Source organism: Pseudomonas inefficax, from assembly GCF_032164165.1.
GTDB classification, from domain to species: domain Bacteria; phylum Pseudomonadota; class Gammaproteobacteria; order Pseudomonadales; family Pseudomonadaceae; genus Aquipseudomonas; species Aquipseudomonas inefficax.
In genome coordinates this window covers 2,859,230-2,876,440 of the sequence record NZ_CP134401.1, presented here as the reverse complement: position 1 = coordinate 2,876,440, position 17,211 = coordinate 2,859,230, and the positions used below count along the sequence as shown (strand labels likewise).

General features: G+C 63.6%; 12 protein-coding genes. 5 read left to right on the top strand and 7 right to left on the bottom strand.

Annotation, left to right across the window (positions count from 1 at the left end):
- The first annotated feature begins 113 nt into the window (after positions 1-113).
- Both desA and RIN61_RS12850 read left to right on the top strand, forming a co-directional pair.
- On the top strand, positions 114-1,298 hold the full coding sequence (desA, locus tag RIN61_RS12855; protein WP_112251272.1) for a delta-9 fatty acid desaturase DesA: 1,185 nt from the start codon (positions 114-116) through the stop codon (positions 1,296-1,298).
- Positions 1,299-1,398: 100 nt separating this feature from the next.
- A complete protein-coding gene (locus tag RIN61_RS12850) occupies positions 1,399-2,427 on the top strand; it encodes a GGDEF domain-containing protein (protein ID WP_112251270.1) in 1,029 nt (342 codons plus the stop codon).
- A gap of 115 nt (positions 2,428-2,542) precedes the next feature.
- Here RIN61_RS12850 and RIN61_RS12845 read toward each other — a convergent pair whose 3' ends face one another.
- From RIN61_RS12845 to RIN61_RS12825, 5 genes are all read right to left on the bottom strand, one after another.
- Positions 2,543-3,805: a response regulator gene (locus RIN61_RS12845; RefSeq protein WP_313857440.1), complete on the bottom strand. Its 1,263-nt coding sequence runs from the start codon at positions 3,803-3,805 to the stop codon at positions 2,543-2,545.
- 137 nt (positions 3,806-3,942) lie between these two features.
- A complete protein-coding gene (gabT, locus tag RIN61_RS12840) occupies positions 3,943-5,220 on the bottom strand; it encodes a 4-aminobutyrate--2-oxoglutarate transaminase (RefSeq protein WP_112251266.1) in 1,278 nt (425 codons plus the stop codon).
- Between the two features lie 183 nt (positions 5,221-5,403).
- The gene (gene gabD, locus RIN61_RS12835) at positions 5,404-6,846 is read right to left on the bottom strand and encodes an NADP-dependent succinate-semialdehyde dehydrogenase (RefSeq protein WP_015268576.1); all 1,443 of its coding nucleotides are present in this window, start codon (positions 6,844-6,846) and stop codon (positions 5,404-5,406) included.
- 338 nt (positions 6,847-7,184) lie between these two features.
- Positions 7,185-8,861 carry an aryl-sulfate sulfotransferase gene (locus RIN61_RS12830; RefSeq protein ID WP_112251264.1) on the bottom strand — a complete coding sequence of 559 codons (1,677 nt, stop codon included), beginning with the start codon at positions 8,859-8,861 and terminating at the stop codon, positions 7,185-7,187.
- Positions 8,862-8,878: 17 nt separating this feature from the next.
- Positions 8,879-11,215 (bottom strand): TonB-dependent receptor, encoded by a 2,337-nt coding sequence (locus tag RIN61_RS12825; RefSeq protein ID WP_313857436.1) that lies wholly within the window; start codon positions 11,213-11,215, stop codon positions 8,879-8,881.
- 192 nt (positions 11,216-11,407) lie between these two features.
- Between RIN61_RS12825 and RIN61_RS12820 the strand changes: the two genes are divergently transcribed.
- Complete coding sequence (locus tag RIN61_RS12820) at positions 11,408-12,322, top strand: LysR family transcriptional regulator (RefSeq protein ID WP_207877606.1); 915 nt, start codon at positions 11,408-11,410, stop codon at positions 12,320-12,322.
- Positions 12,323-12,451: 129 nt separating this feature from the next.
- Here the strand turns inward: RIN61_RS12820 and RIN61_RS12815 are convergent, their stop codons facing one another.
- Both RIN61_RS12815 and RIN61_RS12810 read right to left on the bottom strand, forming a co-directional pair.
- Positions 12,452-13,357 (bottom strand): TauD/TfdA dioxygenase family protein, encoded by a 906-nt coding sequence (locus RIN61_RS12815; RefSeq protein WP_133969912.1) that lies wholly within the window; start codon positions 13,355-13,357, stop codon positions 12,452-12,454.
- Between the two features lie 37 nt (positions 13,358-13,394).
- Positions 13,395-14,432 carry an ABC transporter substrate-binding protein gene (locus RIN61_RS12810; RefSeq protein ID WP_112251258.1) on the bottom strand — a complete coding sequence of 346 codons (1,038 nt, stop codon included), beginning with the start codon at positions 14,430-14,432 and terminating at the stop codon, positions 13,395-13,397.
- A 297-nt stretch (positions 14,433-14,729) separates the two neighbouring features.
- Between RIN61_RS12810 and RIN61_RS12805 the strand changes: the two genes are divergently transcribed.
- A complete protein-coding gene (locus RIN61_RS12805; protein ID WP_243432227.1) occupies positions 14,730-16,331 on the top strand; it encodes an ABC transporter permease in 1,602 nt (533 codons plus the stop codon).
- The gene (locus tag RIN61_RS12800; protein WP_112251256.1) at positions 16,328-17,191 is read left to right on the top strand and encodes an ABC transporter ATP-binding protein; all 864 of its coding nucleotides are present in this window, start codon (positions 16,328-16,330) and stop codon (positions 17,189-17,191) included. Before RIN61_RS12805 ends, RIN61_RS12800 begins: the two co-directional genes overlap by 4 nt.
- Positions 17,192-17,211 lie beyond the last annotated feature (20 nt).

Sequence of the window (17,211 nt, the reverse complement as noted above, 5' to 3'; positions counted from 1 at the left end):
CATTATAAAGGCTGAAACATGCCGTGACTTCCTATCTGAACGGTTGACTGGTTTTATTTCCCGGTCAAGGGATAATCGGCCCTTCCCCCTGCATTTCGAGGGTATCTACACCTATGTGGTACAACGGCCTGCTCGACTTGTCGGCCTGGCAACTGGTCGGCATCACTTTGTTGATGACCCACGTGACCATTGTCAGCGTCACGGTCTACCTGCATCGCTACTCCGCGCACCGGGCCCTTGAGCTCAATGGCGCGCTCAAGCACTTCTTCCGTTTCTGGCTGTGGCTGACCACGGCGCAGAACACGCGCGAGTGGACTGCCGTCCACCGCAAGCATCACGCCAAGTGTGAAACCCCCGAGGACCCGCACAGCCCCGTACACAAGGGCCTCAGTACAGTGCTGCGCAAAGGTGCCGAGCTCTATCGTGAGGAGGCGCGCAACCCGGAAACCCTGCGCATCTACGGCAAGAACTGCCCGGATGACTGGATCGAGCGCAACCTCTACTCCCGCTACAAGCTGGGCGGCATCGCGCTGATGGCGGTGATCGACCTGCTGCTGTTCGGCACCATCGGCATCACCATCTGGGCAGTGCAGATGATGTGGATTCCGTTCTGGGCCGCCGGGGTGGTCAACGGCCTGGGCCACGCGCTCGGCTACCGCAACTTCGAATGCCGCGATGCCGCCACCAACCTGGTGCCGTGGGGCATCGTCATCGGTGGCGAAGAGCTGCACAACAACCACCATACCTACCCCAACTCGGCCAAGCTGTCGGTCAGGCGCTGGGAGTTCGACATGGGTTGGGCGTGGATCCGCCTGTTCTGCCTGCTGCGCCTGGCCAAGGTGCAGCGCGTGGCGCCGATCGCCCACCGGGTCGAAGGCAAAGGCAACCTGGACATGGACACCGCCATGGCCATTCTCAACAACCGCTTCCAGATCATGGCCCAGTACCGCAAGCTGGTGATCGGCCCGCTGGTCACCCAGGAACTGGCCCGCGTCGATGCCTCGCTGCGCCACCACTTCCGCCGTGCCAAGCGCCTGTTGTCGCGCGAGACCAGCCTGCTGGAAGACCGCCACCACGTGCGCATCGAGTCGATGCTCGCCCACAGCCAGGCGCTGAAGACCATCTACGAAAAACGCCTGGCCCTGCAGCAGATCTGGGCGCGCACCAGCGCCAACGGCCACGACATGCTGGCCGCCATGAAGGACTGGGTACACGACGCGGAAACCAGCGGCATCCAGGCTCTGCGCGACTTCGCGGCACAGCTCAAGACCTACTCCCTGCGCCCGACCGGCGCCTGACCGCCGTTGATCGGCACGCCCCTCTGGCGGGGCGTGCCGACCGGAACTTCGCCCTCTCGTTTACACTCATATCTGGCACATCGCCCGCGTGGCGGGCCAGATGCTGGCCGCACGCTTTCACGCCGAGATCTGCTCCGTGCACATGGCCAAGAACATTCCAACGATACTGCCCGGCACCCCGCCTCCCGAAGCCGCCCAGACCTTGCTTGCGCTGTTCCACGCCCAGGGTGAGGTTGCCCGCCTGAGCGAGCGCGAGCAGCTGTTCAGCTCGCTGCTCGACAGCGTCAACGCGGTGCTATGGGCCTTCGACTGGGAAACCCGTCAGGTGCTGTACGTCAGCCCCGCTTACGAGCGCATCTTCGGCCGCCCGGCCAGCCTGGTGCTGGCCGACTACAACGAGTGGCGCGACAGCATCTACCCCGACGACCTGGAGTTCGCCGAGCGCAGCCTGGCCCAGGTACTGCTCAAGGGCTCGGTGGAAGACCGCGAGTACCGCATCCTCAATGCCGACGGCCAGCTACGCTGGCTGAGCGACAAGTGCTACATCAATCAGCAACGCGATGGCGACCGGGTGATCATCGTCGGCATCGCCGAAGACATCACCGAGAAAAAGCAGCTCGAAGGCGAGCTGCAGCGCCTGGCCACCACCGACGTGCTGACCCAGAGCAGCAACCGCCGGCACTTCTTCGAATGCGCCCAGCAAGCTTTCGACAGCGCCCGCGAAGACGGTACGCCACTGGCCTTCCTGCTCTTGGACATCGACGATTTCAAGCGCATCAACGACAGCTATGGCCACCAGGAAGGCGACCAGGTGTTGCAGCAGATCGCCGACAGCGGCAAGGCCGTGCTACGCCGGGGCGACGTGTTCGGGCGTATTGGCGGTGAGGAGTTCGCGGCGGTGTTTCCGGGCTGTACTGCCCAGGTGGCGGAACAGATTGCCGAGCGCTTGCAGCGGCATATCCAGCGGCTGAGCTTCAGCCATGGGGAGCAGACCTACGGCGTGACGGTAAGCCAGGGAGTGACCGGGCTGACTGACGAGGATGCGGCGCTGGACAGCCTGTATGCCAGGGCCGATGCGGCGATGTACCAGGCCAAGCGCCAGGGCAAGAACCAGATCGTCCGCGGCTGAGCCTTTGGGGGGGCTTTGCCCCCCTTTCGCGACACAAGGCCGCTCCTACAGGCAACCGCGTACCCGTGTAGGAGCGGCCTTGTGTCGCGATGGGCTGCAAAGCGGCCCCAAGATCTCAGCCCGAAACTTCACCCTCAGCTAAAGGCGGTTCTTCCTGCTGCGGCTTCACCTCCGGGTTCTCCACCTTGCGCAACCGCCTCAGTTCCGGCAGGCCAAGCTTGAGCAGCCGCGCAGTCTTGCTGCTGGCCACCTTCTCCAGCCCCTGCTCGGCCGGCAGCCGCGACAACTGCCCGGCCAGGTTCATGGCCAGGATCTCCCGCGAATACACCCCGCCGCCCAGTTGGTAGATTGCCGCGATCAACTCGCGCAACCCCAGCGGCAACCGCCAGCGCGTACGCAGCGCCGAGCCGAACGCCGCACCGAACTCATTGAGCGACAGCTGCACCTGGTCCTCATCCAGCTCGCCCCCGGCCAGCCGCCACTCCTGCAGGCAGCGCAGCACCGCCAAGTCGCCCAGGCAATGCAGCAACCCCGCGCAATAACAAAGCCCTTCGTCCAGCTCGAGCATGCGTGCCAAGGTGCGGCCATATTCGGCAGCATGCAGCGACAACTCCCAGTAACGGGCTGCATGCTCCGCCAGCAGCGGGTCACTGAGACGCGCACTGCGCTTGAGGGTCATGCCCAGGATAAGGTTCATGCTCTGGGTGCTGCCAAGCTTGTTCAAGGCCTGCAGCAACGTCTGCACCGGTGCTTCGCGGTGCAGTGCTGCGCTGTTGGCCGCAGCGATCAGCACGGCGGTGATCTGCGGGTCGCCCTGCACTTGCTCTTCAAGCACTCTCAGGTTCAGGCCATGGGGGTTGAGCGCGCGCTTGATCGCCACCTGCACATCGGCCAGCAACGGCCCGCCATCGGCGGTAGCGCGACGCTGCTCGAGGTAGGCCGGCAGGCTCGCACCTGCCTGCAAGGCCGGCACTGGGCAGGCGATTTCTTCGCCAACCGCCAGCAGCAGCTCTTCCAGGCGCTTGCGCAGGGTGTCCAGGTTCAGCGGCTTGCTCAGGTAGGCCGTGGGGTGCAGGGGCAATGCTTCGCGCACACTGGCACTGTCGCTGCGGTTGCTCATGAGGATGAACGGCAACCCCGAGCCTTTGGCGCGCACCTTGCGCAACAGGTCGAGGCCATCGACACCAGCCAGTTCGCGCGCGGCGATGATCAGGTCGGGCTTGCTGGACAGCGCGCTCAAGGCCTGCGAGCCGTCGGCGCAGACCTGCAGGCGGGCATCACAGCGCACGCTCAGCAGCATTTCGCTGAGCATGTCGCGTACCCAGGGGTCGCCCTCGACAATCAGCACGCTTGGTGGGGTGGGGTCTGCAGCGTTCATCGCCAACTCCTGAATAGCCCTGACACACAGTCCATCGCAGCTTCCTGAGCAAATCCTCCGACAACGATAGCGCTCCATGGCTTTCCTGGGCACAAAAAAAAACCCGCCGAAGCGGGTTTTTTCTGAAGCGCGTCACATCAGGCGAGTTCAGCGAAGCACTCTTCGATGATAGCCAGGCCTTTGTCCAGCAGTGCGTCTTCGGCGGTCAGCGGAACCAGGATACGCAGGACGTTGCCGTAGGTACCGCAGGACAGCAGGATCAGGCCCTTCTCGCGAGCCTTGGCGACAACCTGGCCAACGGCAGCAGCGTTCGGGGTGTGAGTGCCTTTCTCGAAGACTTCGACAGCGATCATCGAGCCCAGACCACGGACGTCGCCGATGATCGGGTACTTCTTCTGGATTTCGCGCAGGCCAGTGGTCAGGCGCTCACCCACAGCTTTGCTGCGGTCCAGCAGTTTCTCTTCTTCGAACACTTCGATCACGGCCAGGGCCGCGGCGCAAGCGATCGGCGAGCCGGCGTAGGTACCGCCCAGGCCGCCAGGAGCGATGGCGTCCATGTACTCGGCCTTGCCGCACACACCGGCCAGCGGGAAGCCGCCAGCGATGGATTTGGCGAAGGTGGTCAGGTCAGGCGCAACGCCCATCTGCTCCATGGCGAAGAAGGTGCCAGTACGGCCAGCGCCGGTCTGTACTTCGTCGGCGATCAGCAGGATGCCGTGCTGGTCGCACAGGGCGCGCAGGCGCTGCATCAGCTCTTTCGGCGCTGGCAGGAAGCCGCCTTCGCCCTGTACCGGCTCGAGGATGATCGCGGCGATGTCACGCGGCTCGGCGTCGTTCTTGAAGATGCGCTCGACCGAGGCGATGGCGTCGTCAACGCTGATGCCGTGCAGTTCGCTCGGGAACAGGGCGCGGAAGATGCCACCTGGCATCAGGCCCATGCCAGCGGAGTACGGCACGACCTTGCCGGTCAGGCCCAGGGTCATCATGGTACGGCCGTGGTAGCCGCCGGTGAAGGCGATGACACCAGCGCGGCCAGTGGCGGCACGGGCGATCTTGACGGCGTTTTCAACGGCTTCGGAGCCGGTGGTGACCAGCAGGGTCTTCTTGTCGAAGTCGCCTGGGACCAGCTTGTTGATCTTCTCGCACAGCTCTACGTAAGGCTCGTAGGCCAGCACCTGGAAGCAGGTGTGGCTGACCTTGGTCAGCTGCTCTTGCACGGCCGCAACCACTTTCGGGTGCAGGTGGCCGGTGTTCAATACTGCGATGCCGCCGGCGAAGTCGATCAGTTCGCGGCCTTCAACGTCGATCACGGTCGAGTTCTTCGCGGTATCGACGAAGATCGGGTGGATCTGGCCAACGCCACGTGGGACGGCGGCTACACGACGTTGCATCAAGGATTCGTTGGTCTTGCTCATAATGCCCTCATTGCGCCGGTCTGGAGTGGCGCTTTTATTCGGGGGTGGCTGGGAGTGCTCGCGAACAGTATTCGTTGATCGACTGCCATGAACGCCCTGGCCACCAGGTACTGCGATGTAAAAAAGGCCAGCGAGACGTCGCTCTCGCGCCCCGCTGGCAGAGGTAAAGCCGTTACCGTGCGATCAGACGCTGATGCACAGGTATTTGATTTCGAGGTAGTCCTCGATACCGTACTTGGAACCTTCGCGGCCCAGGCCCGAGGCCTTGATGCCACCGAACGGTGCCACTTCGTTGGAGATCAGGCCGGTGTTGATACCTACCATGCCGTATTCCAGGGCTTCGGCAACACGGAACACACGGCTCATGTCGCGGGCGTAGAAGTACGAGGCCAGGCCGAACTCGGTGTCGTTGGACATGGCGATGACTTCGGCCTCGTCCTTGAAGCGGAACAGCGGCGCCAGTGGGCCGAAGGTCTCTTCCTTGGCGACGGCAGCGGTCTTCGGTACGTCGACCAGAATGGTCGGCTCGAAGAAGTTGCCTTCGATGATCTTGCCACCGGACAGTACCTTGGCGCCTTTGCCAACGGCGTCTTCGATGTGTTCCTGGACCTTGGCGACAGCCTTGCCGTCGATCAGCGGACCAGTGGTGGTGCCTTCTTCCAGGCCGTTACCGATCTTCAGCTTGGCAACAGCGGCGGCCAGCTTCTGGGCGAACGCGTCGTAAACGCCGTCCTGCACGTAGATACGGTTGGCGCAGACGCAGGTCTGGCCGTTGTTGCGGTACTTGGAGATGATCGCGCCCTCGACCGCCTTGTCCAGGTCGGCGTCGTCGAACACGATGAACGGGGCGTTGCCACCCAGCTCCAGAGAAACCTTCTTGATGTCCTTGGCGCATTCTTCCATCAGCTGGCGACCGATTTCGGTCGAGCCGGTGAAGGACAGCTTGCGGACCAGGGAGTTGCCGGTCAGTTCGCCGCCAACTTCGCCAGCGCTGCCGGTAACCACGCTCAGCACGCCAGCCGGGATGCCGGCACGGTGAGCCAGTTCGACCAGGGCCAGGGCGGAGTAAGGGGTCTGCGAGGCAGGCTTGAGCACCATGGTGCAGCCAGCGGCCAGGGCCGGGCCGGCTTTACGGGTGATCATGGCGGCCGGGAAGTTCCACGGGGTGATGGCCGCGGTAACGCCGATTGGCTGCTTGATGACGATCAGGCGCTTGTCTGGCTGGTGGCCCGGGATGGTGTCGCCATAGACGCGCTTGGCTTCTTCGGCGAACCACTCGATGAACGAGGCAGCGTAGGCGATTTCGCCCTTGGCTTCGGCCAGCGGCTTGCCTTGTTCGGTGGTCATCAGGCGAGCCAGGTCGTCCTGGTTCTCGATCATCAGTTCGAACCAGCGACGCAGCTTGGCCGAACGCTCCTTGGCGGTCAGGGCACGCCAGGCCGGCAGGGCCTTGTCGGCGGCTTCGATGGCGCGGCGGGTTTCCGCGGTGCCCATCTTCGGCACGGTACCGATGACTTCACCAGTGGCCGGGTTGGTGACCTTGATGGTCTGGCCGTTGTCCGCATCCAGCCACTCACCATTGATGTAGGCTTGCTGGCGGAACAACTGAGCGTCTTTGAGCTGCATGTCGGCTTCCCGAATTGTTGATTGTTGAAAAGCGCCCAAGGCAGGGCATCGAGCGTTTGAAATCTCAAACGAATGCTAAGCGGCTGCTGGGGTGTTGGACAATAGGCTGTTCGAAAAAAAGAACGAATGGTTGAACACCCTGGCGGAAAATTCATGATTTGCATAATGGCAACCGGCCTCTTCGCGGGTAAACCCGCTCCCACAGGATCTGCACAGCATCCAGAATTTGTGCAGTACCTGTGGGAGCGGGTTTACCCGCGAAGAGGCCAGTACAGGTTAGACGAAGGAGCTGAAGGAAATGTGATGGGAGGACCGACGGCCCTCCCGGAAGGGGTTGATCAGAACGCCTTGGCCAGGTCGATCACCAGGGCCCGGTAACCCACGCTGCCCGGCTGCCGGCTGTGCACCTTCAGCTCCACCAGCACCTCCTGGGTCCCGCGCCGCACCTCGTTGAGCACGGTGGTTGTCAGTTTCTCCGGGGTCAGGAAGTTCACCGACGCCGAGTAGATGAACTGGGTGTCGGTCTCTGGCCGGTAGGCCACCACCGAAGTCACCGGGCTGTACCACTCGTCGCCGCGCTCCTTGCCGTATTCCCACACCTGCTCGACCGTGCCCTTGGCCTCGTCGATGCGGTACTCCACCGCCCGGCTGTAGTTGCCGGTCAGCCTGGTTGGCGCAAAGTCGCGGCCCCAGCCGTTGTCGAACACGGTCAGCGTGCCTTTGCCGGTCAGCCAGGCGGTGTGCTGGGTCCACGACCAGTCGAAGCCTTCGCTCGCCACCGGCTTCAGCACTTTTTCGCGCAGGCGCTCAGGCCAGCCTTGGGGCGAGGCGAGAATCCATTTCACCTGTTTGTCGCGGCCTATCTTCACCACGCCCTGGTGCCGTGCTGAAACGATGATGCTGTCGTCTTCGGCGTCGTAGTCGATGGCATTTACGTGTGCCCAGTTACGCCCGGTGCCCACTCCCGGGGTGTCACCAAAGGGCAGTTCACCCTCGGCCAACTCGTTGGCCAGCCGCTCGTCCTGTTTCTGCACCCCGGGCGGCAACTGGATGGCTGCCTTGCCCAGGGTTTCCAGCAGGTCGCCACGGTACGGGTCGAGGATCTGGTTGAGGTCCCAAAAGTCCAGTACATCACCGGCCTCGTTGACCTCGATGATGTGGTCGCGAATCGAGCGCACGCGCTTGCCGTCGGGCCGGCGATAGTCGCTGGTGCCCACCCGCAGCAGGTAGGTGCCATTGGCGGTTTCGCGGATTTCATGGGAGAAATCGGCAAACTTGTCGGGCAGCGTGCGTTGCCAGATGCGCCGGCCCAGCAGGTCGTATTTGGAATAGGTCTGGCCCTGGCCCCAGATCAGCTTGCCGTCGCGGGTCTGCTGGAAGCCCATGGTGCCGCCCAGGCCATCGCGGCGGTTGGAGTCGTGGATCTGCTCGATGTCCAGGTACCAGCGCACGTCACCATTGCTGTCGGCGATCCAGTTGTTGCCCACCTGGTCCCATTCTGCCGCACCGCCCAAGGCATTCCACTTGAAGGCGCGCCCGCCCGGGATGTCACCCTGCAGGTGGTTGAACAGGTACAGGCGCTTTTCAAAACCTGGCGCTACCTTGACCGGCTGTACTTCAGGCAAGGCAGCGGTCTGCTTGGCCACCACCGGCAAGCGCACGGCCGGGGCGTAGATCTGGTAATGCTCGCGGATGCGCTCGCCGTCAAGCTTGTAGGTCACTTCCACCTGGTTGACGTGATCCGGGTACAGGCCGAATACCGGGATGCCGCCGTAGGTCCACAACGAGCGGTCGGATACCTCGTAGGCGATGTCCACACCCCGCTCGCCCCGCCCCAGCACGCGCACGTGCGCGGCACTCAGGCTGCGCCCACCGTCGCGAATGATCGCGGTCAGCGGCGCCAGGCGATACGGGTTGACCACCACGTCGCCGAGCAGGGCACCGTCAGGTTCGGGGACCTTGGCGGTCAGGCAGGCGCCTTCAGGCAATGCAGGGGTTTCGGTCTTGGCATTCATGGCATAGCTCCTTGTGCTCAGAAGTCGTAACGGGCGGTGGCGCCAAAGGTGCGCGGGGTGCCGAGCACGCCGGCATAGCCACCGTTGGCGGAGTTCCAAAGGCTGGTGAAGTAGGTCTTGTCACCGGCGTTCTTCACCCACAGCGACAGGTCGACCACGCCGTCGCCCTGGTCCAGGCGCACACCGGCAGAAAGGTTGACCAGCGCGTAGCTGGGGATCTGGCCGAAATCGGAGTCGTCGATGGTGCCCACCGCCTTGGAGCGGAAGGCGTAGCTGGCGGTGACATAGGGTTCGATGTGCTCGCTGGCCTGCCACTTGTACTGGGTGTTGAGGTTGGCGATGTACTTGGAGGCGCCTACCACCTGGTGGCCGGACAAGTCGCAAGTGGCGGTGGCGTTGGCCAGGCTCACCTCCGGCGGGCATGGGGCGTCCTTGTACTCGGTGTAGCGCACATCGTTCCACGAGCCGTTGAAGTTGACCGTGAGGCCGCGCAGCGGTAGCGCCGTGGCTTCGAACTCCAGGCCACGCGAGCGCACCTTGCCGGCGTTGGCCAGGTACTGCACGCGGTCGACCTGGTCGTAGACGTTGGCCTGGTAGCCATGCACTTCGGCCCAGAACAGGTTGGTATTGAGCTGCAGGCGGTCGTCGAACAGCGAGCTTTTCAAGCCGACTTCGGCGTTGTTGACCCGCTCGGTGCCAACCAGCAGCGAGTCGGTGCCCAACCGAGGCGCAGCGCCAACGGTAAGGTTGATGCCGCCAGACTTCTCGCCGTGGGTCAGGGTGGCGTAGCCCAGCAACTGCTCGTTGAAGCGGTAGCTCAGGCCCAGCAGGCCAGAGGGGCTGAAGCTGTACTGGTTGAGGTCGCCTGAATCGTAGGCGCCTACCCGAGCCTGGCGCGCTGCTGCGGCGGCCCCGGTTACTGCTGCGCCGCCGGTTGGTGCATCGCGGGTCACCCAGGCGCTCTTTTCTTCATAGGTACCGCGAACGCCGGCGGTGAAGTCCAGGCGGTCGGTGATGTGCCAGGTACCCTGGGCGAACAGCGCGTAGCTGTCCGTGTCGATGTGCCCGTTGCCAATGGTGTCGACGTTGGCCAGGGCGCCAGCCGGGGTGAGGTTCCAGATATCCGCCTGCGGCCCGTAGTAAGTGAAGGATTTGTTGTCCAGGTCCTGCTTGAAGTAGTACGCGCCAAGCACGTAGTCGAAGGCACCACCGGTGGGCGAAGCCAGGCGGATTTCCTGCGAGTACTGCTTGTCGCGCACCGATACCCCGGCGCTGTAGAACACCGGCACGTTGAGGCCGTCGTCATTGCGCGGGGTGAAGTCCCACCAGCGGTAGGCGGTGATCGAGGTCAGGGTGAAGTCGTTGGGCAGGGTCCAGTTGGCCTCCACCGAGGTACCGCCCTGGAACACCGTCACTTGCTGGTCGGCGTCGAAGTTGACCTTGCGGTCCTTGCCCGACACCAACGTCGCGCCGGCCTGCGCGGCCAGGCTTTCGTAGCGGTTGACGCCATTGATGGTCGGGCCGGTGCTGTACAGGCTGAGGATGCCGTTGTCGGAGTCTTCTTCGTTGTATTCGCCGATCCAGCGCAGGTTGAAGGTTTCGCTCGGCTTGAACAGCAGCTGGGTACGAAAGCCTTGGCGCTTGCCGCCATTGAGGTCGTCGCCGTTGTGGATGTTCTTCACATAGCCGTCGTCCTCGGTGCGGTAGGCGCTGATGCGCCCGGCCAGTGTGTCGCTGATCGGCCCGGAGAAGCTGCCTTGGGTCTGCAGGTAGCCGTCTTCACCTATCGACTGCTGGATGCTGCCTTCGCGGTGGAAGGTGGGCTTGCGCGTGGTGATGTTGAGCACGCCGGCGGTGGTGTTCTTGCCGAACAGCGTACCTTGCGGGCCGCGCAGCACCTCCAGCTGCTCCACGTCCAGCAGGTCGAACACGGCCATGCCGGGGCGGCCGAGGTAGACGTTGTCGAGGTAGATGCCGACGCTGCCTTCCAGGCCATCGCTGGCGGGGTTGTTGCCCAGGCCACGGATCGAAATGCTCGACTGGCGGGCATGAACGTAGGCGACGTTGGTGCTTGGCACCAGTTGCGGCAGGTCTTGCACGCGGTAGATGCGTTGGCTTTCCAGGGTTTCGCTGTCGAGCACGCTGATAGGCGTGGGCACGCTTTGCGCGGTTTCTTCGCGGCGGCGTGCATTGACCGTGACGGTACCGAGCTTGGCTTCCTGCTCCACCGCCGGGGTGGCGTTGACTGGCTCTTCGGCGAAGCTGGTAGAGGATGCGGCCAGCAGCACGCCAGCAGCCAAGGGTTGCAAGGTGAAACGCGACGCGCGCGCAGGCCAACGGGAAACTCCGGACATGCAAATGCTCCTTGAGGCATGGGCCCTGGCGAGCATTTCCGTTGGCGGAACCGAATCGCGGTCAGTCGGGCTTATATTCTTTTAAGTGATATAAATATTTGCAATTCATATTTTGTGGAATAAGTGACACCCTTTATAAGGGGGCTAACCCTTGTCAGCAATTGCATTCGACCGAAAGTTTCAATGTAAAAAATGCATATCGATCTCCGTCAGCTGCGCCACTACATTGCCCTTGTCGAGCACCGCAGCTTCGTTGCTGCGGCGGCTGCGGTGAACCTGTCGCAATCAGCATTCAGCCGCAGCATCCAGACCCTCGAACACAACATCGGCTGCCGCCTGGTGGACCGCGCCAGCAAGGAGCTGGCGCCGACTCGCCAGGGCCTGTTGGTGCTGGAACATTCGCGGCGGCTGGTGCATGGGGCACACAACCTGGTTAACGAGATTCACCAGTTCAACGGTGCCACTACCGGCGTCGTGCGCTTCGGCTCCGGCCCCGCGCCGGCAGGGGGTTTGGTACCGCGGGCGGTGGCACGCTTCGTCGCCGAATACCCCGCGGCCCGTACCTGCTTCCAGGTAGATAACTGGCAGGCGCTGAACCGCAAGCTGGTTGCCGAGGAGATCGAGTTCTTCGTCGCCGACACCCGCCAGTTCGAATCTGATCCGGACTATCAGGTGCACAAGCTGGCGCCGCAGCGCTGGCATTTCTGCTGCCGCGTCGGGCACCCTTTGACCGAGCGCGAGAATGTGCAGGCGCGTGACCTGTTCGACTATCCCCTGGCCACCACCTTCCGCCCGCCGAATATCCGCAAGATCCTCAGCGACCTCAGCGGGCGGCAGGATTTTCTGCCGACGGTGGAGTGCGAGCATGGCTATGCGCTGCTGAATGTGGTGATGCATTCGGACACCATCGGCATTGCCTGCAATGCCAACTTGCGGCCGTATCAGCGTGACGGGGGATTGGTGGCATTGCAGCTGGCCGACCTGACGGTGGAGCAGGAGGAAGCGTTCTATACCCGTTATGGGGTGGTGAGCCGGGTGGGGTATGGGCTATCGCCGCTGGCTCAGGGGCTGGTCAGGCAACTGATTGCCTGCGATACCGAGTTGTAGCTGGCGGGGGCTGTGCCCCCGAATCGCCGGCAAGCCAGCTCCCACACCGACCGCGCCGAGTTCAAGCCATGTGCAGTACCTGTGGGAGCTGGCTTGCCGGCGATGGGCCGCAAAGCGGCCCCGGCAATATCAGCCTTTACGCGTAGTACGGCTGAGTTGCCCATCCACCCCGACCGGCACCTCACCCGCCAGGGTCACCCGCCGCACCACCCGCGGCTGGGTCCCGTAATCATCCACCGCATAATGCTGCGTCGCGCGGTTATCCCAGATGGCCACATCCCCAGCCTGCCAGCGCCAGCGAACGGTGTTCTCCAGGCGTGTCACATGCCCTTGCAGCACTGCGAACAGGTGTTGCGAATCCGCCAGCGAATAACCTTTGATGCGCTTCACGAAATGCCCCAACTGCAGCACCCGCTCGCCACTGATCGGGTGCACGCGCACCACCGGGTGCTCGGTCTCGTACACGGTGGAGGTGAACACCTTGCGGTAACGCTCAAGCTTCGCCGGGTCGACATCGGGCTTGAGGCTCGCGTAGTCATATTCGTTGCTGTGCACCGCCCACAACTTGTCGGCCAGCTCGCGCAACGGCTCAGGCAGTTCCTGATACGCCGCCGCAGTGTTGGCCCAAACGGTATCCCCACCGGATGCCGGCGCCACCACGCTACGCAGGATCGAGGCCTTGGGGTAGGCGTCGACGAAGGTCACATCGGTGTGCCAGGAGTTGGCCCGCTGGCCTTCGGCGCCATCGAGCTGCAACAGGTAGCTGGTGCCATCCACCACTGGCACGGTGGGGTGGGCGACCGGCTCGCCGAGCAACTTGGCGAAGGCTTCCTGGCTTTGGTCATCCAGGTGGGTCTGGCCACGGAAGAAGATCACCTTGTGCTTCACCAGCGCGGCCTGGATGGCGTCGAGGGTGGCGGCATCAAGGTCGGCGGACAATTGCACCCCGCGAATTTCGGCGCCGATGCGGCCGGCAACCGGGTGTATGTCGAGTTCGAGGGTTTGTGGCGCAGTGGCCAGGGCGGCGTTGCTCATGGTCGTGTCCTTGCGGTCATTGTCGGGTTTTCGGGTTTCAGCGGGCGGCCTGCACGGCCTGTTTCTGTTGCAGGGCGGCTTCGAGGAAGCGTGGTTCGATCCAGTCGGCCACCTGGAAGCCACGGCGGATCAGGCGCTCCTTGGCAGCCAGGTCCACGCCCTGCTGCAGCTGGCCGACAAATTCGGCGTCCAGCCGTGGATCGAAGTAATGGGCCAGGTCTTCCTTGGCCAGGTCGTCGGTAAGGATGCTGCGCGGCCAGTTGGCATTGCTGGCCACCAGCTCGACGTAGGCCTCGCGGTTGTGTTCGTCGCGCAGCCAGGCGCTGGCCTGTTGCTGGGCATTGACCAGGCGCTGCACCAGCTCGGGGTATTTGCGGATGAAGTCGCCAGTGCCCAGCAGCACCGCCTGGGTACTGCCGGCGCCTTCCAGGTCACGTGAGTTGACCGGTAGTTCGACCAGCCCGCGTTCGCGCAGCGACAGCAGGTTGGACAGGCCCCAGGTGGCGTCGATCTGCTTGGCGGCCAGTGCGGCGTTGGCGGCGTTGAAGTCCAGGTTGATCACCTTCAGATCGCGCTCGCTCAGCCCCTGGCTGGCCAGGGCGCTGGCGAACGACAGCTGGTTGGCGGTGCCACGGAACACCGCCACGCGCTTGCCCTTGAGGTCGTGCAGGGTCTTGATGCCGGAACCGGGCACCACGCCCAGGTAGCTCTTCACCCCACGTACGCCCGCCGACAGTACGCGGGTGTCCAGGCCATTGGCCTTGCCGACAATGGCGGCCAGGTCGCCGAGGTAGGCGAAATCGGCCTGGCCGTTGGCCAACGCTTCGTTCACCACCGGCCCGGCGCCCTTGAAGAAGTGCCAATCGATGCGAATGTTGTCTTTGGCGAATTCCTTCTCCAGCAGTTGCTGGTCACGCAGCACATCGACCACGCCACCGGCGCTGGGCTTGCTGCCCGCGCTGAGGTCGGGTACGGCGATGCGGATGCTTGCTGGCTTGGCCGGTTCAGCTGCGTGGGCGCTGAGGGTAAAGGCCAGCCCAAGGGCGGTGATCAGGTGACGCAGCGGGGTTTTCATGGCAAGGCTCCTTGGCAGGCTGCCACCGGCGATGGCCGGCGCTTTGGCCAGAAGCTAGGCAGGTCTTGTTAGAACCTACAAAGATCAAAACTTCATTCTTCAGTAACTGGAAAGCATAAATCAGGCGACATGCGGGCCTGCGGCGGGCTTGCGGAAAACGCATGGAAAATATGAGGAAAACGCAACGGCGAGGGGCTTCCGTATGCAGGAAGTGCATGCTCTTATCTCTTGAAAGTCGTTTTTGAGAATTTTTAATTCCATAAATGAATAATCTAACAATGCTTCGAGAGATGGCCGATGAATGGAATTCTGAGCAGAGGTCGGGATTGGTTTCGAGGGCCGCTGCGCGGCCCATTCGCGACGCAAGGCCGCTCCCACAAAGATCGCGCCAGCTTGCTGCCCTGGTTGTTGCCTGTGGTTATTGCGCTGCTGTGGGTAGTGGCCAGCCGGGAGCACTGGATGAGCGAGCAGATCCTGCCAGCGCCGGCATTGGTGTGGCAGAGCGCGGTGGAGTTTGGCTCCGGCGAGCTGTGGGGGCACCTGTGGATAAGCTTGCAGCGGTTGTTCTGGGGGTTGGCGGTCGGCATCGGCAGCGGCTTGCTGCTGGGAGTCTGGCTGGGGGCTTCGCGGCGGGCGCAGACGCTGGTGCTGCCTACTTTCGTGGCGCTGGCACAGATTCCTACCCTGGCCTGGATCCCGTTGTTCATGTTGTTCTTCGGGATCGGCGAATTGCTCAAGCTGGTGGTGCTGGTAAAAGCCGTGGTGGTCCCCGTTACCTTGCACACGCTGGTCGGTGTACGTGATGCCCAGCCCAAGCTGCGAGAGGCCGCTGCAGTGCTGCGCCTGCCTCGCCATCTGCTTTTTCTGCGGCTGCTGCTGCCGGCTGCACTGCCCGCCTTTCTAACTGGCGTACGCCTGGCCCTGGCCACCGGCTGGACCTCGCTGCTGGCGGTCGAACTGCTGGCCTCCAGCGAAGGGATTGGCTACCTGATGGTGTGGGGGCGGCAACTGTTCATGCTCGACCTGGTGCTGCTGTGCATCCTGGTGATCGGCCTGGTCGGCGCACTGCTGGAGCGCGGCTTCTCGGCCCTGGAAAAGCGCCTGCTGTACTGGCCGCAAGCGGCCACAGGGGAGCAGCACCGTGGCCCCGTGCCGCGGGGTTGGCAAAGCCTGCTGCTGCCACTGGCACTGTTGGCACTGTGGCAGGCCAGCAGCAGCTTTGGCTGGGTCGACAGCAACATCCTGACCTCGCCACTTGAAGTGTTGCGCACCCTGCTGACCGGCCTGGCCGATGGTTCGCTGCCTCAGGCCTTGCTGCTGAGCCTGCAGCGCGCCCTGGCCGGCTTGCTACTCGGCGGTGGCGCTGGCCTGCTGGTCGGTTTGCTGTTGGGGCTTTCGGCCAATGCCGAACGTATCTTCGGGCCAAGCCTGTCGGCCCTGCGTCAGGTGGCGCTGTTTGCCTGGGTGCCGCTGCTCACAGCCTGGTTCGGCCTTGGTGAAGGGGCCAAGCAGGTATTCGTCGGCATGGCCGCGTTCTTCCCGCTGCTGATCGCCACCCAGCGCGGTATCGCCAGCCTGTCGCCGCAGCTGGGCGAAGCGGCGCGCACCCTGCGCCTGAACCTGTGGCAACGCCTGCGCCTGCTGGTGCTGCCCGGCGCAGCCCCGGCCATTTTCGCCGGCCTGCGCCTGTCGCTGATCTACGCCTGGCTGGGCACCATTGGTGCCGAATACTTCATGCCCTCGGACGGCGGTATCGCCAGCCTGATGGTCGGCGCGCAGCAACTGTTCCGCATGGACCAGGTAATGGCCGCCATGCTGTTGATCGGCCTGGTCGGCGCCCTGCTCGGCACCCTTGGACAACGCCTCGAATCGCGCGCCACGCGCTGGAGAACCGCATGAACGCCTTCAATACCTCACACCTGCACGCGGCCAACCAGCCCGACGTCACTCCTCCCCTGGTCAGCTTCGAGGGGGTCGGCAAAGTGTTCAGCGTCGATGGCCAGCCGCTGGAAGCCATCCGCAACTTCAACCTGTCGATCAACCAAGGCGAATTCATCGCCATCGTCGGTGCTTCCGGCTGCGGCAAATCCACCCTGCTGCGCCTGCTGGTCGGGCTGGATACCGACTACAGCGGCAGTATCCGCGTCGACGGCCACACTGTCAGCGGCATTGGTAGCGAGCGCGGCATCGTGTTTCAGGAACACCGGCTGTTCCCTTGGCTGAGCGTGGAACAGAACATTGCTCTGGGCCTGGTCAACGAGCCGCTCATCCAGGGTGAACGCGCGCGACGGGTACACGAGTTCGTGCAACTGGTGGGGCTGGTCGGTTTCGAGTCGGCCTACCCACACCAGCTGTCCGGCGGCATGGCCCAGCGCGTGGCGATCGCCCGAGGCCTGGTAGCCAGCCCGCGTATCCTGCTGCTCGACGAGCCGTTCGGCGCGCTGGATGCGCTGACCCGCCAGCAACTGCAGGACGAGCTGCTGGCCATTCGCGAACGTGCCGGCATCACCACATTACTGGTCACCCATGACGCCGAAGAGGCTACCTACCTGGCCGACCGGGTGGTGGTTCTGGAGCCACGCCCGGGGCGGATCAAGTCGGTGGTGGAAATCGACCTGCCACACCCACGGTTGCGTACGGGCGTAGCACTTCACGGGCTGCGCGAGAAGGTACTGCACCAGATCACTGGGGATGGCGGCTACCTGACACCGCCGGTGCGACGGGTCGAAGGGCTGAGGCCGGAGCTGATTGCGCTCTGAGCCTGTGGGAGCGGGCGTGC